This window comes from Derxia gummosa DSM 723, assembly GCF_000482785.1.
Taxonomy (GTDB): Bacteria; Pseudomonadota; Gammaproteobacteria; order Burkholderiales; family Burkholderiaceae_E; genus Derxia; species Derxia gummosa.
In genome coordinates, this window is sequence record NZ_AXWS01000007.1 from 534,179 (window position 1) to 554,783 (window position 20,605).

Consider the following 20,605-nt stretch of genomic DNA (forward strand, 5'->3'; position numbering starts at 1 on the left):
CTCAGGCCTCCGCGCCGATGCGGCCTGCAATGGCTTGCACCGCCGACGCCGGCGCACGATGCGCCGCCAGCACGCGGCCGTAAGCCTCGTCCAGCCGCTCGGCCACGTTGCTCCAGCGGTAGAGCAGGTTGGCCCGCGCCTGGCCCGCAAGCCCCATGCGGTGTCCGACCTCGGGATGGGCCGCCAGCCGCGCGAGCCGGCGCGCGAGTTCATCCGGGTCGCGCGGCGCCACCAGATGGCCGGTGATGCCGTCGAGCACCGTGCTGCGGATGCCGCCGACGTCGGCGCCGATCACCGGGCGGGCGCAGGCCATCGCCTCGACCGGCGTGATGCCGAAGGGCTCGTACCAGGGCGTGGTGACGAACACGTCGCTCGCGCAGTAGTAGTCGCGCAGCTCGGCGCGCCCGCGCCGCCCGGCGAATTCGACCCGCCCGGTCACGCCGGCCTGCGCTGCAATCGCTTGCAGCCTGGCGATCTCGGGCGTGGCGCGGGCGTTGGCGCGCGCCGAGTTGCCGCCCACGATGCACAGCCTCGCCTCCACGCCCAGGCCGTGCACCAGCCGGCCGAGCGCCTCGATCACGTTGTCGATGCCCTTGCGCGGCACCAGCCGGCCGAGTTGCAGCACGGTGAAGCCGTCATGCGTCCAGCCCAGGCGCCCGCGCGCGGCGGTACGGTCCTCGGGGCCGAACTCGGCCGGGTCGAAGCCGCAGGGCACGACCTCGATGCGCGCCGGATCGGCGTCGTAGAGCATGCGCAGGTCGGCCTCGTCCTGCGGGCATTCGGCGATGACGAGATCGGCGGCGCGCGCCAGGTCCTGCTCGATGTCGCCGCGCTCGGGCGGGAAGGCGTCGGCCTCGCCCTGATGCAGCCGGCGCACGCGGCCGAGCGCGTGGAAGGTGATGACGAGCGGGATGCCGAGCCGGCGCGCCGCGATGCGCGCCGCCACGCCCGACATGAAGAAGTTGGCATGCGCGAGGTCGTAGCCGGCACCGGCGCAGAAGCGCGCCATCCATTCGCCGAAGGCCGGCATGAAGGGCAGCAGCGCCTCCTTCGGCAGCAGCGTGGCCGGCCCGGCGGGCACGTGGATGACGCGCACGCCGTCGAGCCAGTGCATCACCTCGGGCAGGAAGCCGCGGTCCTTGCGCGTGAACACGTCCACGCGCCAGCCGCGCCGCGCAAGTTCGCGCGCCACATGCGCGACATAGATGTTCTGTCCTCCGCTGTCCACGCCGCCGGCGGCGGCGAGCGGCGAGGCGTGTTCACTGACCAGGGCGATCTTTCGCATGGATGGCGCGCTCCGTCATGGAGGCCATCCATCGCGCGGACGGCCGATGGAGACGACGGGCAGCATGCATGCCAGTGCGCCGGCGCCGGCGGAAGCGTCTCGCCGTGCGGCGGCGGGAAGCGCTTCTTTCATGCAAGCGGTAAGAACTACTGGGAATGCATGTTCAGGCTGCCGCCACCTCGCACCGACGACAGGCCCGCGCGCCTTAGACCTTGCGTCGTGCGTGCGTCGGCCGCCTACGCACGCACGGCCGGTCCGCCTACTCCGCCGGCGCTGTGTCGCCGTCGATCTCGCCCGTCTCCACCGCCGGCAGGCCGTAGCTTTCGAGCCGGTTGTAGAGCGTCTTGAGGCTGATGCCGAGCACTTCGGCGGCGCGCTTCTTGACGCCGTCGCACTGGTCGAGCGTGGCGAAGATGAGGCGCTTGTCGGCCTCGGCCAGCGAGATGCCAATCGGCATCGCGAGCACCGGGCCGGCGGCGCGCGCGGGCGGCAGGTCGAGGTCGAGCGTGGCGGCGTCAAGCTCCTCGCCGGCGCTCATGATGTAGGCGCGCTGCACGGCGTTGCGCAGCTCGCGCACATTGCCGGGCCAGGCGTGACGCGCCATCACGGCGCGCATCGCGGGCGAGAAGCGACGGGTATCGCCGTGGCTGGCGTTGAGGCGGCGCAAAAAGTCGTCGGCCAGCAGCTGGATGTCGTCGCCGCGTTCGCGCAGCGGCGCGAGCGCGATCGGGAAGACGTTGAGGCGGTGATACAGGTCGGCGCGCAGCTGGCCTTCGGCCACGGCGCGCTCCGGATTGCGGTTGGTGGCGGCGACGATGCGCACGTCCACCTCGATCTCCTTCGGCGTGCCGAGGCGCATGAAGCTGCCGGTCTCCAGCACACGCAGCAGCTTGGTCTGAAGCTCCAGCGGCATCTCGGTCACTTCGTCAAGAAAGAGCGTGCCGCCGTCGGCGCGCTCGAAATAGCCGCGATGCTGGCGCTCGGCGCCGGTGAAGCTGCCACGCTCGTGGCCGAACATCTCGCTCTCGATGAGCGTGGGCGAGATCGCGCCGCAGTTGAGCGCGACGAAGGGCTGGCCGTGGCGGTCGCTCAGGTCGTGCACGGTCTGCGCGGCGAGTTCCTTGCCGGTGCCGCTTTCGCCCACGAGCAGCACGGTGGCGTTGGTGGGCGCGACGCGGATGAGCGCGTCGTACAGCCTTCGCATCGCGGGCGAGCGGCCGATCAGGTGGCCGAAGCGGCCGGTGGCGTCGAGCTCGCGCAGCAGCGCGGCGGTGTCGGGCCGGGCGGTCTGCGCTTCGCTCGCGAGGCCGGCCAGCAGGCGGGCGATGGCGCCGGCATCGAGCGGCCGCACGAGGTAGTCGGCGGCACCGAGGCGCAGCGCCGCGATCGCGCTTTCGACCGTCGGCCGCCCGGTGAGCAGCGCGATGCGCGTGCCGCCCAAGACGATCTCGCGCGCGAGCGCCAGACCATCGCCGTCGGGCAGGTTGAGATCGACGAAGGCGAAGCCGGGCCGCTGCCGCACGAGGTGGATCTGGGCCTCGCGCAGGCTGGCGGCTTCGAGCACGTCGCAGCCCGCGCCCGCCGCCTTCTGTGCCAGAGAGCGACGTTCATGCGGGTCGCTGTCGATGACGAGAACGAGGGTGCGTGCCATGCGTTCACCTTAAGCGCGGTGCGCCGGGCGGTGATTTCGTTGCAAAGCGCTTCGCCTCGCGCATGAAGAAAGCCGCGCCTTCCGTCCGCCGTCGGGCGGGAGAAGACGCGGCTTTCGGCGGCATTGCGCCGGTGAAGGCGTTACAGCAGCAAGGCCCCGTCACACCCTGCGGTGCAGCAGGGCGCGGAGGGCGTTACACGCCCTCTTCCTCCGCCGTCTGCGGGTTGAGCTTGGTCTTGTCGTGCAGCTTGTTGAGCGCCGACAGATAGGCCTTGGCGCTCGCCGCGACGATGTCGGGATCGGTGCCGACGCCGTTGACGATGCGGCCCGCCTTGCTCAGCCGCACCGTGACTTCGCCCTGCGCCTCGGTGCCGCCGGAGATGGCGTTGACCGAGTACAGCACCATCTCGGCGCCCGAGCCGACCTCGGTCTCGATCGCGCGGATCGACGCATCGACCGGGCCGTTACCGGCCGCCTCGCTCGCCACCTCGCTGCCGCCGATGGTGAAGCGCACGCGCGCGTTCGGCCGCTTGCCGGTCTCGCTGTACTGCGACAGGCCGATGAACTTGTAGTGCTCGACGTCCTCGGCCTGACCGTCTTCGGAGAACAGCGCCTGGATGTCCTCGTCGTAGATCTCGCTCTTGCGGTCGGCCAGTTCCTTGAAGCGCGTGAAGGCGGCGTTCAGCTCGGTGTCGCTCTCGACCGGAATGCCCAGCTCCTGCACGCGCTGCTTGAAGGCATTGCGGCCCGACAGCTTGCCGAGAACGATCTTGTTGGCGCTCCAGCCCACGTCCTCGGCCCGCATGATTTCGTAGGTGTCGCGCGCCTTGAGCACGCCGTCCTGATGGATGCCCGAGGCATGCGCGAAGGCGTTGGCGCCGACGACGGCCTTGTTCGGCTGCACCACGAAACCGGTGATGCCCGACACCAGCTTGGACGCCGGCACGATCTGCGAGGTGTCAATGTCCACGTCGAGGCCGAAGTAGTCGCGGCGCGTCTTCACCGACATCACGACTTCTTCGAGCGAGGTGTTGCCCGCGCGTTCGCCGAGGCCGTTGATCGTGCATTCGATCTGGCGCGCGCCGCCTACCTTCACGCCCGCGAGCGAATTGGCGACGGCCATGCCGAGGTCGTTGTGGCAGTGCACCGACCACACGGCCTTGTCGGAGTTGGGCACGCGCTCGCGCAGCATGCGAATGAAGTTGCCGTACAGCTCGGGCACCGCGTAGCCGACGGTGTCGGGGATGTTGAGCGTGGTCGCGCCGGCGTCGATCACGGCTTCCAGCACGCGGCAGAGGAAGTCGGGATCGGAGCGGTAACCGTCCTCGGGCGAGAACTCGACGTCGTCGATGCTGTTGCGCGCGAAGCGCACCGCGCGCACCGCCTGGTCGAGCACCTGCTCGGGCGTCATGCGCAGCTTCTTCTCCATGTGCAGCGCCGACGTGGCGATGAAGGTGTGCACGCGGCGGCGCGGCGCGGGCGCCACGGCTTCGAGCGCGCGCGCGATGTCGCGGTCGTTGGCGCGCGCCAGCGAGCAGACGGTGCTTTCCCTGATGGTCTGGGCGATCGCGCGGATCGCCTCGAAATCGCCGTTCGAGCTGGCGGCGAAGCCGGCCTCGATCACGTCCACCTTCAGGCGTTCGAGCTGGCGCGCGATGCGCAGCTTCTCGTCCTTGGTCATGGAGGCGCCGGGGCTCTGCTCGCCGTCGCGCAAGGTGGTGTCGAAGATGATCAGCTTGTCGGCCATGGTGTGCTCCCTGGGTCTGCATCGCCTCGCGGATGCGCCGCATGCGCGGCGGTCTCGGGCGCGAGGCGAGTTGTTGTTGTGTGCGTGTGGCGGGCTCAGCGGCCCGACGCGTCCTCGGCGTCCTTGGCGCCCGGGCCGATGTCGGTGTCGGGCTGGGTCGAGATCAGCGGGCCGGCGCGGCCGCTTGCGAGGCGCTTGAAGAACAGCACGAAGCCCGACAACCCGTACAGGCAGAACATGCCGAACAGCACCGTCGGCGGCTCGTAGGCGACGAGGCCGAAGCCGAGCGCCACCGCGAACACCGCGATGAACGGCACGCTCTTCTTGAAGTTGACGTCCTTGAAGCTGTAGAACGGCGCGTTCGACACCATCGACAGCCCGGCGTAGATCGTGATGACCCAAGCCGGCCAGCGCAGCGAATCGCCGTCGATGCCGTAGTCGTTCATCACCCACACGAAGCCGGCCACGAGCGCGGCGGCGGCCGGCGACGGCAAGCCCTGGAAGAAGCGCTTGTCGACGATGCCGATGTTGGTGTTGAAGCGCGCGAGCCGCAGCGCCGCGCCCGCCACGTAGATGAAGGCGGCGATCCAGCCGAGCTTGCCCATGCCCTTGAGCGCCCATTCGTAGGCGACGAGCGCGGGCGCCGCGCCGAAGCTGACCATGTCGCTCAGCGAGTCGTACTCGGCGCCGAAGGCGCTCTGGGTGTTGGTCCAGCGCGCGACGCGGCCGTCCATCGAGTCGAGCACCATCGCGACGAAGATCGCCACCGCCGCATGGTCGAAGTTGCGGTTCATGCCCTGCACGATCGCGTAGAAGCCGCAGAACAGCGCGGCGGTCGTGAACAGGTTGGGCAGCAGGTAGATGCCGCGCCGGCGCGGGCGCTCGACGGCCTCGACGCTGGCGGCATGGACGTCGGCATGCGCGGCACCCGGAGCCGAGCGGCGCGCGTTGCGGCCGCCGATGCGCAGCTTGTTCTTGCGGATGGCCATCGCTCAGAACCGCGCGAGGATGGTGGTGGTGGCGCTCACCTTGTCGCCGATGACGACGGCGGGGCGGGCATCGGTGGGCAGGTACACATCCACCCGCGAGCCGAAACGGATGAAGCCGTAGCGCTGGCCGCGCGAAAGCGTGTCGCCTGCCGTCACGTAGCAGAGGATGCGGCGCGCGATCAGGCCGGCCACCTGCACGAAGGTGACGGTCTTGCCGCCGGCGGTGTCGAGCACGACGGCGTTGCGCTCGTTCTCGGTCGAGGCCTTGTCGAGGTCGGCATTGACGAACTTGCCCGGGAAGTACTTGACGGCGCGGATCGTGCCATCCACCGGCGCGCGGTTGCTGTGCACGTTGAACACGTTCATGAACACGCTGATCTTGAGCGCGTCGCGGTCGGCGTAGGGATCGCGCACCTTTTCCACCGCGACGATGCGGCCGTCGGCGGGCGAGAGGATCGCGCCCGGCTCGGCCGGAATGGGGCGCGGCGGATCGCGGAAGAACTGGAGCACGAACACGAACACGATCCAGACCGGCAGCGCGACCAGGAAGCCGGCGAGGAAGCTGACGACGAGCGCCACGACGAAGCTGCCGGCGAGATAGGGCCAGCCTTCGCGGGCGATGATGGGATGGGGATAGTTCATTCGAGGGGGCGATGGGTGACGCGCGGCGCCTGTCAGGCGGCCTTCGCGGGAACCGGCAAGTGTAGCGAAGCACGCAGGCCGCGCCGCCCGCTTGCATGTGCCAGCTCCAGCCGGCCGCCGTGGTTCTGCGCCACTTCCTTCACCAGTGCGAGGCCGAGGCCAGTGCCCGGCGTGTCCTTGCGGTCGCCGCGATAGAAGCGTTCGGCGAGCCGGCCGATCTCGGATTCGGGCACGCCGGGGCCGTCGTCCTCCACCGACAGCACCGCGCCGTCGTCATCGAAGGCGAGGCTCACCAGCACGCGCCGGCCGCGCCCCTTGCCGGCGTACTTGATCGCGTTGTCGATGAGGTTGGACAGCGCCTCGCCGAGCAGCTGGCGGTCGCCGTCGATGTTCAGCTCGTCCGTCGCCGGCTCGAATTCGAGGTCGAGGCCAGCGCGCATCGCCTGCGGCACCCAGTCCGCGCCGATCTCGCGCGCGAGCGCCACGAGATCGAGACTCTCGCGCGGCGCGGGGCCGTCGGCCTGCTCGACGCGTGCGAGCGCGAGCAGCTGCTCGGTCACGCGGATCGCGCGATCGACCGTCGCGGCGAGCCGCGCGAACACCGCCAGCACCGCCTCGTCGGTGAACTGCTGGCGCGCGTCGTCGAGCTGGAGCCGCAGCGCGGTCATGGGCGTGCGCAGCTGGTGGGCGGCGTCGGCGGTGAACTTGCGTTCGCGCCGCAGCACTTCCTGCAGCCGCGAGACCAGGCCGTTGACCGCGCCGACCAGCGCCGCGACCTCGCGCGGCATCGGTTCGCGCGGCAGCCGCACCGGCGCGAGCGATTCGTTCTGCAATTGCGCCTCGACGATCGCCAGCGGCCGCACCAGATGGCCCAGGCCGCCGCTCACGACGACGATGGCGATGGCCAGAAGCGCGAGCTGGGGCACGACGAACACCGCCGCCAGCTCCTCCAGCGTCGAGAGCCGGCGCCGCGTGGTGCGCGCGAGATGCACCGTCACCTGGCGGCCGTCGCGCACGCGCGGCACGCTCAGCTCGACCGCGCGCATGCGGCCGTCGTCGGCGGTGAGGTCGTAGATGAGGCCGCGCCGGAAGCGCACGGCATTGGGCGGCGCGGGCGCGACGCTGTCGGGACCGTAGTCGGCATTGCCGATGCTCACCGCGTAGACGATGTTGTCGACCTCGTCATAGGTGATCTCGGCGAAGCGCTCGACCTGGAGCCGCAGGTCATCCTCCTGCACGCCGGCCATGACGGCGGCGATGGCCGAGGCGTCGTCGTACAGCTCGCGGTCGTACACCGCGTTGACGTAGCGCGCCGCGAGCCAGAGCGACACCGCGACGCTGAACAGCAGCAGGCCGATCAGCGGCGCGATCAGGCGCCGCATCAGGACGCGGCGCAGCTCCGGGCCGGCGGGCGGGTCGTGATGCACCGCCGGATCGGCGGCGACGGTCATGCGGGCGTCTTGTCTTCGATGGCGACGAGCATGTAACCGAAGCCGCGCGCGGTGCGGATCTCGGCGCCGGCGCGGTCGAGCTTGCGGCGCACGCGATGCACGTACAGCTCGATGGCCGATTCGGCCAGCGCGTCATCCCAGTTGCACAGGTGCTCCTCGATCTGCGCCTTCGACACGACGGTGCCGGCCCGCATCATCAGCACTTCGAGCAGGCCGTATTCGCGCGGGCTGAGTTCGAGCGGCGCGCCGTCGCATTCGATGGTCTTGCGCTCCGACATGAGCCTGAGCCGGCCGACCTGCACCGGGCCGGCGGTGTTGGCGACGGCGCGGCGCAGCACGGCGCGAATGCGCGCCTGGAGTTCGGCCAGCTCGAAGGGCTTGACGAGATAGTCGTCGGCGCCGAGGTCGAGTGTGTCGACGCGCTCGCCAAGGCCGTCGCGCGCGGTGATGACGATGACCGGGGTCTTGCTGCCGCGCGCGCGCAGGGCGCGCAGCACTTCGGTGCCCGACTTGCCGGGCAGGCCGAGGTCGAGCAGGACGAGGTCGAATTCGGCGCCGGCAAGGGCGTGCTCGGCTTCGAGGCCGTTGCGGGCGACGTCCACCGCGTGGCCGGCGCGGCCGAGCGCGGAACACAGCGAGTCGCCGATCTGGGTGTCGTCTTCGACGATGAGAAGGCGCATGGGATTGCTCCGTCAGGGAATGCGCACGCGCGCATTGAAGGCGAGGCTCTGGCTCGAATCGCCGGCCTCGAAGGAAGGTTGATCGACCGCCTCGGCGCTCGCGGCGCGGGCCATGGCGAAGGCGCGCGGCGGCGCGGGTTCGTCGCCGCCGGCGAAATCGAGCTGCTCGATCAGCGCCTGCTCGGGCGTCCGTCCGAGCGCGCGCGACACATTGGCGATGCGCGCGCGCAGATCAGCGAAGGCCTGATCGAACAGCTGCGCCTCGGCCTTGAGCCGAGCCTCGCGCGACAGCCCGAAGCCCACCGACTGCACCGCGACCAGCGCCTGCGCCCGTGCGACCGTCGCTTCCAGCGACTTGAGGTTGCGCGTGACGAGGCTCAGGTCCTGGCGCGCGACCCAGCCGGTCTGCTTGCCGTTGCGGTCGTTGACCGGATAGGTCGAGTAGCCGGTGGAGCGCAATTCGGCCGACGGATCGGCCGCTTTGAGCGCGGCGGTCGCGTCGCGCATGCGGCGGTTGACCGCGGCCGCGACCTGGGCGCGGTCGGCGCCCTGCTCCTGGGCATAGAAGGCGACGCGTGCCTCGTCGTTGTCGAACTGGGCCTCGGCGCGGGCGCGCAGCAGCACGATGGTGCCGGCAGGCGCGGCCGCCTGCGCGGGCGTGGGCATGCCCGCGACGGCGGCATTGCCGGCCGGCAATGCACCGGGCAGCGCGGCGGCCGGCAGGCCCGGTGACGACGGAGCATCGGCGCGCGCGCTTGCGCAGCCGAGCGCCAGCAGCGTGCCGGCCATCAGCGCGATGGAGCGCGAGACAAGGCGCGACGCCGAGGGGCGCGGGGGATTCGGGCGGAGGATCGGGTTCATCGGCTGGCCTCGTCGATCTGGCGCCGCATGGCGTCGGTACGGCCGGTTTCGGCGGCTTCGGCCGCGTGGGCGGCGTCGAGCGGGCGGTGCAGCGCATCGACCGCCGCGCGGCCAAGTTCGGATTGCGGCGCCGTGTCGGCGGGGCCGACGCCGCCCTCGGGCCGGGCTGCCGTGTCGGCCACCGCGCCGGAGCCGGGCGCCGCCGACGTCGCGGCCGGTGCCGGCGGCGCGCCGCGCGAGCAGGCCGCCAGCAACGCGGCCGTCAACAGCATTCCGATCATCGCGGGCCGCGACGGCAGGCTGCCGTCACGCCCCTTCATTCGCAAACTCATGCGCGCCCACCTCCGCAAAAGAAAAAGGCCGGCCCAGTCTAGAACGGGCCGGCCTTCGCGAGGCTGAAGCGCGGTGACGATGCGTATGCCGCCCGTCGCCGCGCCCGTCCGCCATTGGCGGACGCGCTCGACAGCGTGCTCAGTTGCGCGACTTGTCGACGAGCTTGTTCGCCTTGATCCACGGCATCATCGCGCGCAGCTGCTCGCCGACGACTTCGATCGGGTGCTCGGCGTTCAGACGGCGACGGCTGATCAGCGTGGGCGCGCCGGCCTTGTTTTCCAGGATGAAGCTCTTGGCGTATTCGCCGGTCTGGATGTCCTTGAGCGCCTGCTTCATCGCGGCCTTGCTCTGCTCCGTGATGACCTTCGGACCCGTCACGTACTCGCCGTACTCGGCGTTGTTCGAGATCGAGTAGTTCATGTTCGCGATGCCGCCTTCGTAGATCAGGTCGACGATCAGCTTCAGCTCGTGCAGGCACTCGAAGTAGGCCATCTCGGGCGCGTAACCGGCTTCGGTCAGCGTCTCGAAACCGGCCTTGATCAGCTCGACGGCGCCGCCGCACAGCACGGCCTGTTCGCCGAACAGGTCGGTTTCGGTCTCGTCGCGGAAGGTGGTTTCGATGATGCCGGCCTTGCCGCCACCGTTCGCGACGGCGTAGCTCATCGCGATGTCGCGGGCGCTGCCCGACTTGTCCTGGTACACGGCGATCAGGTGGGGCACGCCGCCACCTTGCGTGTAGGTGCCGCGCACGGTGTGGCCGGGGGCCTTCGGGGCGACCATGAACACGTCGAGGTCGGCGCGCGGCTGGACCTGGCCGTAATGCACGTTGAAGCCGTGGGCGAACGCGAGCGCCGCGCCGTCCTTGATGTTCGGCTCGATGTCGTTGGCGTAGACGGTGGCGATCTGCTCGTCCGGCAGCAGGATCATGACCACGTCGGCCGACTTCACGGCCTCGGCGACTTCGGCGACCTTCAGGCCGGCCTTCTCGACCTTGGCCCACGACGGACCGCCCTTGCGCACGCCGACGGTGACGTTGACGCCCGAATCGTTCAGGTTCTGGGCGTGGGCATGGCCTTGCGAGCCGTAGCCGATGATCGCGACGTTCTTGCCCTTGATGAGGGACAGGTCGGCGTCCTTGTCGTAGTAGACCTTCATGGTTCTTCCTCGCTGGTAAAGCTGTATGGGTGTGCGCCGGTCAGACGCGCAGGATGCGTTCGCCACGGCCGATGCCCGAGGCGCCGGTGCGGACGGTTTCGAGAATCGCCGTGCGGTCGATCGCCTCGATGAAGGCGTCGAGCTTCGACTGGTCGCCGGTGAGTTCGATCGTGTAGCTCTTGTCGGTCACGTCGATGATGTGGCCGCGGAAGATGTCGGCGGTGCGCTTGATCTCCTCGCGCTCCTTGCCGACCGCCCTCACCTTGATGAGCATGAGTTCGCGCTCGATGTGGGCGCCGTCGCTCAGGTCAACGACCTTCACCACCTCGATCAGGCGGTTCAGGTGCTTGGTGATCTGCTCGATGATCTCGTCGTTGCCCTCGGTGACGATGGTCATGCGCGAGAGGCTGCGGTCTTCCGTCGGCGCGACGGTGAGCGTTTCGATGTTGTAGCCGCGCGCCGAGAACAGGCCCACGACGCGCGAAAGCGCGCCCGGCTCGTTCTCGAGCAGCACGGAAATGATGTGACGCATGTTGTCCTCGGTGTCGTTGTCGTGCGCCGCGCTCGTGGGGCGGCGCCTTGGTGGCCCGGGCGGACGGCAATCCGGCCGGGCCTTGAGGTTCGTTGCGGTCGATCCGTTGCTTACAGGTCTTCGGAGCCGAGCAGCATCTCGGTCAGGCCCTTGCCGGCCTTGACCATCGGCCAGACGTTCTCGGTCTGGTCGGTGATGAAGTCGAGGAAGACCAGACGGTCCTTGTGCTTGCCGAAGGCTTCGCGCAGCGCCGGTTCCACATCCGCCGGGTTGGTCACGCGGATGCCCACGTGGCCATAGCTCTCGACCAGCTTCACGAAGTCGGGCAGCGCGTCCATGTAGCTCTCGCTGTAGCGCGAGCCGTAGTCGATCTGCTGCCACTGGCGGACCATGCCGAGGTAGCGGTTGTTGAGCAGGATGATCTTGGGCGTCAGCCGGTACTGCTTGCAGGTGCTGAGTTCCTGGATGTTCATCTGGATGCTGCCCTCGCCCGTGATGCACGCCACCGGCACGCCGGGGTTCGCGAGCTGCGCGCCCATCGCGTAGGGCAGGCCCACGCCCATGGTCCCGAGGCCGCCCGAGTTGAGCCAGCGACGCGGCTTGTCGAAGCGGTAGTACTGCGCGGCCCACATCTGGTGCTGGCCCACGTCGGAGGTGACGATGGCGTCGCCGCCGGTCACTTCCCAGAGCTTTTCGACCACGAACTGCGGCTTGATGACCTCGTCGCTCTTGCGATAGTCGAGGCACTTGATGCCGCGCCACTCGTCGATCTGCTTCATCCAGGCGTCGATCTTGGGCACCTGGCCCGAGGTCTTGCCCTGCTCGACGAGCTTGACCAGCTCTTCCAGCACCTCGTAGAGGTTGCCGACGATGGGCACATCGACCTTCACGCGCTTGGAGATGCTGCTCGGGTCCACATCGACGTGGATGATCTTGCGTTCGTTCTGGGCGAAATGCTTCGGATTGCCGATGACGCGGTCGTCGAAGCGCGCGCCCACGGCGAACAGCACGTCGCAGTGCTGCATCGCCATGTTGGCTTCGTACCAGCCGTGCATGCCGGGCATGCCGACCCACTTCGGATCGCCCGACTTGTAACCGCCGAGGCCCATCAGCGTGGTCGTGACGGGGAAGCCCAGTTCATCGGCCAGCTTGTTGAGCAGGGGCGCGGCATCGGCCAGCACCACGCCGCCACCGGCGTAGATCATCGGGCGCTCGGCCGTCAGCAGCAGCGCGGCCGCCTTCTTGATCTGGCCGAGATGGCCCTTGCCGGCCGGGTTGTACGAGCGCATTTCCACGCGCTCGGGGTATTCGAACTTGGCCCTGGCGATCGTGATGTCCTTCGGGATATCGACCAGCACCGGGCCGGGACGGCCGGTCTTGGCGATATGGAAGGCACGACGGATGGCCGGCGCGAGGTCGCGCACGTCCTTCACGAGGATGTTGTGCTTGACGCAGGGGCGCGTGATGCCGACGGCGTCGCATTCCTGGAAGGCGTCGGAGCCGATGGCATGCGTCGGGACCTGGCCCGAGATGACCACCATCGGGATCGAGTCCATGTAGGCCGTCGCAAGGCCGGTGACCGCGTTGGTCACGCCCGGGCCCGAGGTGACGATCGCCACACCGACCTTGTTGCTCGACCGCGAGTAGGCATCGGCCGCGTGCACGGCGGCCTGCTCGTGGCGCACGAGGATGTGCTGGAAGCTGTCCTGCTTGAAGATCTCGTCGTAGATGTAGAGCACCGAGCCGCCCGGATAGCCGAACAGATGGGTGACGCCTTCTTCGGCGAGGGCGCGGCAGACGATCTCCGCGCCGGTGTATTCCTTGGTGGAAGGCTTGAGAACGTCCGGTTTGAACGCGTCCATGACTAAGTCCTTTCAAAGCGCACAGCGCCAAGAGATTGATCGGGCTCCCTGTGCCGGCCTCGTGAGCCTGGTTTCGGGGACGCGTCTTAGAGCGGCCATGGCGCGACCCTGAGGTGGGCGCCGGCGCTGAAAGACTGCTTCGCGTTGCGCAGAGGTCCTGTGAGCGAAGCCCGCGATCATACTTCGCCGCTTGACAAAGCGTCAAAACCCGATATCGCCTGACGCAATTCCGCGTTTCGACCGGGCGATACACTTTTCCGATGACGACATCTCCCGCCCCCGCCACGCCCGGCCTGTGGAAGCGCCTCGCCTGCGCCGCCTACGAAGGCTGCCTGCTGTTCGGCGTCTGCTTCATCACGAGCTATCTCTTCCTCACGCTGAGCCAGTCCACCTGGCCGCTGCCGCCCGAACGCAAGCTGCTGTTCCAACTCTGGGAGTTCGGCTGGATCGGCGCCTATTTCGTCTGGTTCTGGCGCCGCGGCGGACAGACGCTCGCGCTCAAGACCTGGCATCTGCGGCTCGTCGCGCGAGACGGCGGCGCGGTCGTCTGGTGGCGCGCGGCGCTGCGCTACGTGCTGAGCTGGGCGCCGCTGCTGCCGGCGGCGCTGTGCTTCGAGCTGGCGCCCGAAGGCTTGCAGAACCGCGCCTTCGGTCTCGGGCTGCTACTCGGCATCACGCTGCAATGGGGCTGGGCCGTGGTCGACCGCGAGCGCCAGTTCCTGCACGACCGCCTGCTCGGCACGCGCTTCGTCGGCGCCTGAGCCGAACCGCCGCCGAGCGTGAGCCCGCCCGATTCCGGCTGCGCCGACCGTCCCGCGCCCGCCGCGCACCGGCGCTACGCGGCACATGCGTTCGTCGATGGCGAGCGCTGCCTGACGATCGCCGGCCTCATGCGGCGCTGGCTCGCCTGGGAATGGACGCTGTGGACGCTGCTCTGGGGCTGGCTGTCGTGGCGCGCGGGTCTGTCGCTCGGCTGGCTGCCGCTGCTCGCGCCGGCGAGCTGGCTGCTGACGCGCTGGGGCGTGTTCGTGGCCGAACTGGTGTTTTCGCTGACGGCCAACCGCTTTCCGCCGGCCGGCTTGCGCGCCGAGGCGCAAGCGATTGCAGGCTCGGCGCCGGCCGCGTCGCCGCTGGCGCTGCTGGGCTGCATCACGACGGAATGGCGGCACTGGCTGTTCACCTTCGTGCTCGGACAGGCCTTTGCCGGACTCGGGCACGGGACTTCGGCTTCGAGCGGCGCGGCGGGGCAACGACGCGTGGTGCTGCTGGTGCACGGCTTCGGCTGCCACGGCGGCATCTGGCGCCATGCGGCGCCGCGGCTGGCCGAGGCGGGCTGGATCGTCGAGACGATCGACCTGCTGCCGGTGTTCGGCCCCATCGACGCCTATGTCGAGCGCATCGAGGCGACGATCGAGCACATCCGCGCGCGCCACGGCGTCGAGCGCATCGACGCCGTCGGGCACAGCATGGGCGGCGTGGCGCTGCGCGCCTGGGCCGCGCGCCACGGCGATGCACGCGTCGCGCGGCTGGTGACGGTCGGCTCGCCGCATCGCGGCACCCGGTTCGCGCACCTGTTCATCTCGCCCAACGTGAAGCAGATGCGGCTCGGCAGCGACTTTCTCGCCGCGCTGGCCACCGCCGAGGCGGCGGCCAGCGCGAGCCATCACGCGGCCGCCTCCGGCGCCAAGCGCGCCTGCCTCTGGTCATGGCATGACAACGTCGTCACGCCACAGGTGTCGGCACGGCTTCCGGGCGCGCGCGAGTGGCGCGCGACGGGCATCGGTCACCTGTCGCTGATCTGCGAGCCGCGCGGCATCGCGCTGATCATCGAGGCGCTGCGCGCGGACGCGGGCGCCCCAGACGCCCGATCGGCCGGCACCGGGCAGCCGGCAGGCCAAGCCGGCGCCGCGTCGCGCTGACGGCAGGTCGCGCCCGTGCCGAGCTGACGCCGGATCGGGCGCGACCGATCACCGCCTCACACCGGAACGCCGAGCTTGCGCTTGACCGCGATGTACAGCTCGCTGCGATCGGCCTTGCCGTAGCACTCGAATTCGGCCGTGTAGGCGCGCTCGAAGCGGAAGGCCAGCGGATGGCGCGGATGCTTGAAGAACTCGGTCGCCTCGCGCCACAGCCGCGCAAGCGCCAGCGCGCCCTGGCCGCGATGCGAGAAGCGCAGGTACTCGCCGGCCGACACGCGCACCTCCACCAGTCCGTCGGGCAGCCGGTAGGCGCGTCGCAGCTGCACGCCCACGGTCGCGGTGAAGGCGCCGATGCCGCCATTCTCGAAGTCATGCCGGACCGCGACGATGCGGCCGTTCTCGCCATTGGCGCGCAAATGAAACGGCAAGGCGCGAAGATGGAACTGGCGCCATACCTCGCCGATGCGCGCGCGCGCGGGCAGCGCCTCGATGTCCGGCGAAGTGCGAACCGCCAGCCCGAAGGCGGTAAAGCCCGGATGTCGCACGACCTCGGGAACGGTTTCCAATCCGATTGATTTCTCGCCCACGCTGGATGTAAGCCCGCAAACCATAATGTGAGTACCTGCGAACACGCCGCCGCACGATCGAGACACCATGGAACGCAAGAGCCCGCGCAGCAACCGCGACCGGATTCTCGAACTGGCACTGCGCCTGTTCAACGACCATGGCGAACCCAACGTATCGACCGGCACCCTGGCAGAAGCGCTCGGCATCTCGCCCGGCAACCTCTACTACCACTTCCGCAACAAGGACGACATCGTCAATTCGCTCTTCGGCGAATTCGAGCGCGATCTTGAATCGACCTTGTCGGAGGTCGCCGCGCGCGATGCGACGATCGCCGGCGCGCGCGATTTTCTCGCCGCGCTGTTCGGCCTGTTCTGGCGCTACCGCTTCCTGTACCGCGACATCAACGAACTGCTGTCGCGCAACCGGCGGCTCGAAACCCGCTTCAAGCGCATCGTCGAGCGCGAGACCGCGCTGATGCACATCTGGCTCCAGGATCTCGCGCGCAACGGCGACCTGCTCGCGCCGGCCGACCGGCTCGAAGCGCTCGCGACCAACATGATCGTCGTGTCGAGTTTCTGGTTGTCGTTCGAGTTCGTGCGCGATGCGCGCAGCTTCGGCAGCGGGCGCCACATCGCGGCATCGACGCAGCGCGGCATGCGGCAGACCCTCGCGCTGCTCGATCCCTGGCTGGCCGAACCGGCACGCGCCGAGCTGGCGCATACGCTCGCCGACCTGCCCGCCGACACGGCCGGGCGCCCGCGCGCGCCCGACTGGCAGGACATCCGCCAGCCGCAGCCGGGCGTGGCCTGGTCGCCACCGCTGGCCGTCCGAACCACGGCGCTCCGCGCCGCACGCGCTACCGCGTCCGACAGCAGCCACATCACCGATGCCGCTGCGCCGCGAGCCGCGGATGCCGATGCCGCCACCGCCGATGCCGCCGAGACCACTGCCGGGACGCAGCCACCCACGCCGACCGATGGGCAGTGACCGCTCATGCGGCGGCGCAGCATCGCCAACCGCGCCGCGATCGGACGCGTTGTAATGTGCCCGCCGGTTCACACACGGAGCACACGATGACGACGAATCGCGCGGCGGTCTGTCTTTTCTGCGGGTCCAGCCCGGGCACGCTGGCCGACACGATCGAGGGCGTGCGTGCCTTCGCGGCGGCGCTCGCGGGTCATGGCATCGCGCTCGTCTACGGCGGCGGCAACACCGGGCTGATGGGCGCGGCGGCCGACGCGGCGCTCGCGGCGGGCGGCAGCGTGATCGGCGTGATCCCGGAGCATCTGGTCGCGCGCGAACGGGCGCATCAGGGGCTCGACGAGCTGCTGGTGGTCGGCTCGATGCACGAGCGCAAGGCGTTGATGGCGCAGCGCAGCCATGCCTTCGTGGCGGCGCCCGGCGGCATCGGCACGCTGGAAGAACTGTTCGAGGTGCTGACCTGGCAATACCTCGACCTGCATGCCAAGCCGGTGGCGCTGCTCAATCTCGACGGCTTCTACGACCCGATGCTCGACTTCCTGCGCAACTGCGTGGAGCGCGGCTTCCTCGCCGCCGCGACGCTCGCGCGCCTCGTCGTGCACACCGAGCCGCAAGCGCTTGCAGACTGGCTTGCCGCCGAACTGGCTGACGCGCCACCGGCGACTCAGTCCACCGACCTGCTCTGATCCGCCATCCCCGGAGCGACGCAGACCATCCCGAAAGCGACGCGAAACACCCTGAAACAGCGTGCTATTCTCCGCCGCCTTTCGCGGCGCCCGGCCGGCCCGAAGCGGTCGCCACGCCGTCCGCACCACGCCCCGGGAGCTCTCATGACCGCACAAATCATCGACGGCAAGGCGCTGAGCGCGAAGCTGCGCGCCGACATCGCCACCGCCGCCGCCGCGCTCGCCGATCGCGGTCATCGCCCGGGCCTCGCCGTCATCCTCGTCGGCGACGACCCGGCCAGCGCCGTGTACGTGCGCAACAAGGTCAAGGCCTGCGAGGAAGCCGGCTTCCATTCGGTGCTGGAGCGCTACGAAGCCTCGATGAGCGAGGCGGCGCTGCTCGCGCGCATCGCCGCGCTCAATGCCGACGATTCCATCCACGGCATCCTCGTGCAGATGCCGCTGCCCAAGCACATCGACGCCGGCAAGGTGGTCGAAGCCATCTCGGTCGCCAAGGACGTGGACGGCTATTCGGTCGCGAGCGCCGGCGAACTCGTCGCCGGCCTGCCCGGCTTCCGGCCCTGCACGCCCTACGGCGTCATGAAGATGCTGGAAAGCATCGGCGCCGACCTCCGCGGCAAGCACGCCGTCGTCATCGGCCGCAGCGCCACCGTCGGCAAGCCGATGGCCCTGCTGCTGCTCGCGGCCAATGCCACGGTCACGGTCTGCCACAGCGCCACGCCCGACCTCGGCCATCACGTGCGTCAGGCCGACATCGTCGTGGCCGCCGTCGGTCGCCGCCACATCGTGACCGGCGACATGGTCAAGCCCGGCGCCATCGTCATCGACGTCGGCATCAACCGCGACGACGAAGGCAAGCTCTGCGGCGACGTCGATTTCGACACCGCGAAGGACGTGGCCGGCTGGATCTCGCCCGTGCCCGGCGGCGTCGGCCCGATGACCATCGCGATGCTGCTGCAGAACACGCTCGAATCGGCCCAGCGCAAGGCGGGCTGAAGCCGGCCTTGCCGGCGCGGGCTGCGCGCGGGCAAGGCTGCAAGGCGCGCGACCGCAACGGCGCCCACCGCAACGGTCGCGTCACTCGCCGGACAGGAGGCGCCCCTGGCGCCGAGCACGCGCAGACACTCGTTTCCGACGCAACGCGCGCAAGACGTCCTCCGGAAGGGCCGCTCTATACTGGCCCGACACCATTCCGAGAGGCGCCCGCCCATGTCGAACACGAATCCCCTGCTCGATTTCTCCGGCCTGCCGCGCTTCGGCGACATCAAGCCCGAGCACATCACGCCCGCCCTCGACGCGCTGCTGGCCGACTGCAAGGCCACCGTCGATCAACTCGAATCGCCCGACCTGCCCGCCGACTGGGACAGCTTCGTCACCCCGCTCGACGACGCCACCGAAAAACTCGGCCGAGCCTGGGGCATCGTCGGTCACCTCAACTCGGTGGCCGACACGCCCGAGCAGCGCGCCGCCTACAACGAGAACCTGCCGCGCGTGACCGAGTTCTGGACTGCGCTGTCGCAGAACGAGGCGCTCTACGGCAAGTACAAGGCGCTGCGCGCCGGCGCCGGCTACGAAGCCCTGAACGGCGCCCGCCGCAAGATCGTCGAGAACTCGCTGCGCGACTTCCGCCTCGGTGGCGCCGAACTGGCCGACGCCGCGAAGGAACGCTTCGCCGAGATCCAGGAACGCCAGGCCGAGCTGTCGCAGAAGTTCTCCGAGCATGTGCTCGACGCCACCAACGCCTGGACGCTGCACATCGACGACGAGGCCGACCTCGCCGGCCTGCCCGACGACGCCAAGCAGGCCGCCGCCGAGCGAGCCAAGGCCGCCGACAAGACCGGCTTCCTGTTCACGCTGCATTTCCCGTCCTACTTCCCGCTGCTGCAGTACGCCGACAAGCGCGAGCTGCGCGAGAAGGTCTATCACGCCAATGCGATCCGGGCGTCCGAGTTCGGCCCGGCCGAACTCGACAACACGCCGCTCATCAAGGAGCTGCTCGCGCTGCGCGCCGAGGAAGCCGCGCTGCTCGGCTACGCCAGCTTCGCCGAGGTGTCGCTGGTGCCCAAGATGGCCGAGACGCCGGCCGAGGTCATCGGCTTCCTGCGCGACCTCGCGGTACGCGCCAAACCCTACGCCGAGCGCGACGTGGCCGAGCTGAAAGCCTTTGCAAAGGTCGAGCTGGGCCTGGATGACCTCAAGCCCTGGGACGTGGCCTACGCCTCCGAAAAGCTGCGCGAGAAGCGCTATTCGTTCAGCGAACACGAGGTGAAGCAGTACTTCCCGGAGCCGAAGGTGCTCGCCGGCCTGTTCCGCGTGATCGAGACGCTGTTCAGCGTGCGCGTGAAGCCCGACGAGGCGCCCGTGTGGCATCCGGACGTGCGCTTCCACCGCATCGAATCGCTCGACGGCCGGCTGCTCGGCCAGTTCTACATCGACCTGTACGCGCGCGCCGGCAAGCGCTCGGGCGCGTGGATGGACGATGCGCGCGGCCGCCGCATCCGCGCCGACGGCAGCGTGCAGACGCCCGTGGCCTATCTCACCTGCAACTTCTCGGCGCCGGTGGGCGGCAAGCCCGCCGTGTTCACGCATGACGAGGTGCTGACGCTGTTCCATGAATTTGGCCACGGCCTGCACCACATGCTCACGCGCGTGGAGGAACTGGGCGTCGCCGGCATCAACGGCGTCGAATGGGACGCAGTCGAGCTGCCGTCGCAGTTCATGGAGAACTTCTGCTGGGAATGGGAAGTGCTCAGCCACATGACCGGCCACGTGGATAGCGGCGAGCCGCTGCCGCGCGCGCTGTACGACAAGATGATCGCGGCCAAGAACTTCCAGGCCGGCATGCAGACGGTGCGGCAGATCGAGTTCTCGCTGTTCGACATGCTGCTGCACAGCGACTTCGACCCCGCCGGCGAGGTGGGCGTGCAGCAGCTGCTCGACACCGTGCGCGCCGAGGTGGCGGTGCTGATCCCGCCCGAATGGAACCGCTTCCAGAACAGCTTCTCGCACATCTTCGCGGGCGGCTACGCGGCGGGCTACTACAGCTACAAGTGGGCCGAAGTGCTCTCGGCCGACGCCTACGGCAAGTTCGAGGAGCGCGGCGGGCTCGACGCGGCGACCGGCGCCGAGTTTCTCGAAACCATCCTGTCCGTCGGCGGCAGCCGCCCGGCGCTCGATTCCTTCGTGGCCTTCCGCGGCCGCAAGCCGAGCATCGACGCGCTGCTGCGTCACAACGGCATGACCGAGCCCGTCGCGGCCTGAGCC

The 20,605-nt window shown here is 69.4% G+C and carries 19 protein-coding genes and 1 pseudogene; 7 read left to right on the plus strand and 13 right to left on the minus strand.

The features are described 5' to 3' along the window. Position 1: 1 nt before the first annotated feature. From H566_RS0103530 to H566_RS0103585, 12 genes are all read right to left on the minus strand, one after another. Positions 2-1,285 carry a glycosyltransferase gene (locus H566_RS0103530; RefSeq protein WP_028310347.1) on the minus strand — a complete coding sequence of 428 codons (1,284 nt, stop codon included), beginning with the start codon at positions 1,283-1,285 and terminating at the stop codon, positions 2-4. A 259-nt stretch (positions 1,286-1,544) separates the two neighbouring features. Continuing rightward, positions 1,545-2,936 carry a sigma-54-dependent transcriptional regulator gene (locus H566_RS0103535; protein WP_028310348.1) on the minus strand — a complete coding sequence of 464 codons (1,392 nt, stop codon included), beginning with the start codon at positions 2,934-2,936 and terminating at the stop codon, positions 1,545-1,547. Between the two features lie 193 nt (positions 2,937-3,129). Further along, entirely contained in the window at positions 3,130-4,683 is a 1,554-nt protein-coding gene (locus H566_RS0103540) for a 2-isopropylmalate synthase (RefSeq protein WP_028310349.1), read from the minus strand. A 95-nt stretch (positions 4,684-4,778) separates the two neighbouring features. Next, positions 4,779-5,672 carry a CDP-diacylglycerol--serine O-phosphatidyltransferase gene (gene pssA / locus H566_RS22685; protein WP_051377958.1) on the minus strand — a complete coding sequence of 298 codons (894 nt, stop codon included), beginning with the start codon at positions 5,670-5,672 and terminating at the stop codon, positions 4,779-4,781. Positions 5,673-5,675: 3 nt separating this feature from the next. Further along, complete coding sequence (locus tag H566_RS0103550; RefSeq protein ID WP_028310350.1) at positions 5,676-6,314, minus strand: phosphatidylserine decarboxylase; 639 nt, start codon at positions 6,312-6,314, stop codon at positions 5,676-5,678. Between the two features lie 32 nt (positions 6,315-6,346). Beyond that, positions 6,347-7,765 carry a sensor histidine kinase gene (locus tag H566_RS0103555; RefSeq protein WP_028310351.1) on the minus strand — a complete coding sequence of 473 codons (1,419 nt, stop codon included), beginning with the start codon at positions 7,763-7,765 and terminating at the stop codon, positions 6,347-6,349. Beyond that, the gene (locus tag H566_RS0103560; RefSeq protein WP_028310352.1) at positions 7,762-8,445 is read right to left on the minus strand and encodes a response regulator; all 684 of its coding nucleotides are present in this window, start codon (positions 8,443-8,445) and stop codon (positions 7,762-7,764) included. The genes H566_RS0103555 and H566_RS0103560 overlap by 4 nt, the downstream gene beginning before the upstream one ends. A 12-nt stretch (positions 8,446-8,457) precedes the next feature. Further along, entirely contained in the window at positions 8,458-9,306 is an 849-nt protein-coding gene (locus tag H566_RS0103565; RefSeq protein ID WP_034410399.1) for an SIMPL domain-containing protein, read from the minus strand. Beyond that, entirely contained in the window at positions 9,303-9,626 is a 324-nt protein-coding gene (locus tag H566_RS0103570) for a hypothetical protein (protein WP_028310354.1), read from the minus strand. The genes H566_RS0103565 and H566_RS0103570 overlap by 4 nt, the downstream gene beginning before the upstream one ends. A gap of 151 nt (positions 9,627-9,777) precedes the next feature. After that, positions 9,778-10,794, minus strand: a complete 1,017-nt coding sequence (gene ilvC / locus H566_RS0103575; RefSeq protein ID WP_028310355.1) for a ketol-acid reductoisomerase — start codon at positions 10,792-10,794, stop codon at positions 9,778-9,780. A gap of 40 nt (positions 10,795-10,834) precedes the next feature. After that, complete coding sequence (gene ilvN / locus H566_RS0103580) at positions 10,835-11,326, minus strand: acetolactate synthase small subunit (RefSeq protein ID WP_028310356.1); 492 nt, start codon at positions 11,324-11,326, stop codon at positions 10,835-10,837. A gap of 110 nt (positions 11,327-11,436) precedes the next feature. Next, a complete protein-coding gene (locus tag H566_RS0103585; protein WP_051377961.1) occupies positions 11,437-13,188 on the minus strand; it encodes an acetolactate synthase 3 catalytic subunit in 1,752 nt (583 codons plus the stop codon). A gap of 260 nt (positions 13,189-13,448) precedes the next feature. On the opposite strand from H566_RS0103585, the gene H566_RS0103590 reads away from it, so the two are divergent. Beyond that, positions 13,449-13,949: an RDD family protein gene (locus tag H566_RS0103590; RefSeq protein WP_028310358.1), complete on the plus strand. Its 501-nt coding sequence runs from the start codon at positions 13,449-13,451 to the stop codon at positions 13,947-13,949. A gap of 18 nt (positions 13,950-13,967) precedes the next feature. Then, a complete protein-coding gene (locus tag H566_RS27155; protein WP_051377963.1) occupies positions 13,968-15,107 on the plus strand; it encodes an esterase/lipase family protein in 1,140 nt (379 codons plus the stop codon). Positions 15,108-15,163: 56 nt separating this feature from the next. Here H566_RS27155 and H566_RS0103600 read toward each other — a convergent pair whose 3' ends face one another. Further along, positions 15,164-15,673 (minus strand): GyrI-like domain-containing protein, encoded by a 510-nt coding sequence (locus H566_RS0103600; protein ID WP_028310359.1) that lies wholly within the window; start codon positions 15,671-15,673, stop codon positions 15,164-15,166. Between the two features lie 88 nt (positions 15,674-15,761). On the opposite strand from H566_RS0103600, the pseudogene H566_RS30540 reads away from it, so the two are divergent. The 5 genes and pseudogenes from H566_RS30540 to H566_RS0103620 form a co-directional block, all read left to right on the plus strand. Continuing rightward, positions 15,762-15,954, plus strand: a pseudogene (locus tag H566_RS30540) (TetR/AcrR family transcriptional regulator); the annotation flags it as partial. A gap of 17 nt (positions 15,955-15,971) precedes the next feature. Continuing rightward, entirely contained in the window at positions 15,972-16,661 is a 690-nt protein-coding gene (locus tag H566_RS22695) for a TetR/AcrR family transcriptional regulator (protein WP_425387922.1), read from the plus strand. An 86-nt stretch (positions 16,662-16,747) separates the two neighbouring features. Next, positions 16,748-17,341, plus strand: coding sequence for an LOG family protein (locus tag H566_RS22700; RefSeq protein ID WP_034410403.1), 594 nt, complete (start codon positions 16,748-16,750; stop codon positions 17,339-17,341). Positions 17,342-17,485: 144 nt separating this feature from the next. Further along, a complete protein-coding gene (gene folD, locus H566_RS0103615) occupies positions 17,486-18,337 on the plus strand; it encodes a bifunctional methylenetetrahydrofolate dehydrogenase/methenyltetrahydrofolate cyclohydrolase FolD (protein ID WP_028310360.1) in 852 nt (283 codons plus the stop codon). Positions 18,338-18,550: 213 nt separating this feature from the next. Then, entirely contained in the window at positions 18,551-20,602 is a 2,052-nt protein-coding gene (locus H566_RS0103620) for a M3 family metallopeptidase (protein ID WP_028310361.1), read from the plus strand. The last annotated feature ends 3 nt before the right edge of the window (positions 20,603-20,605 follow it).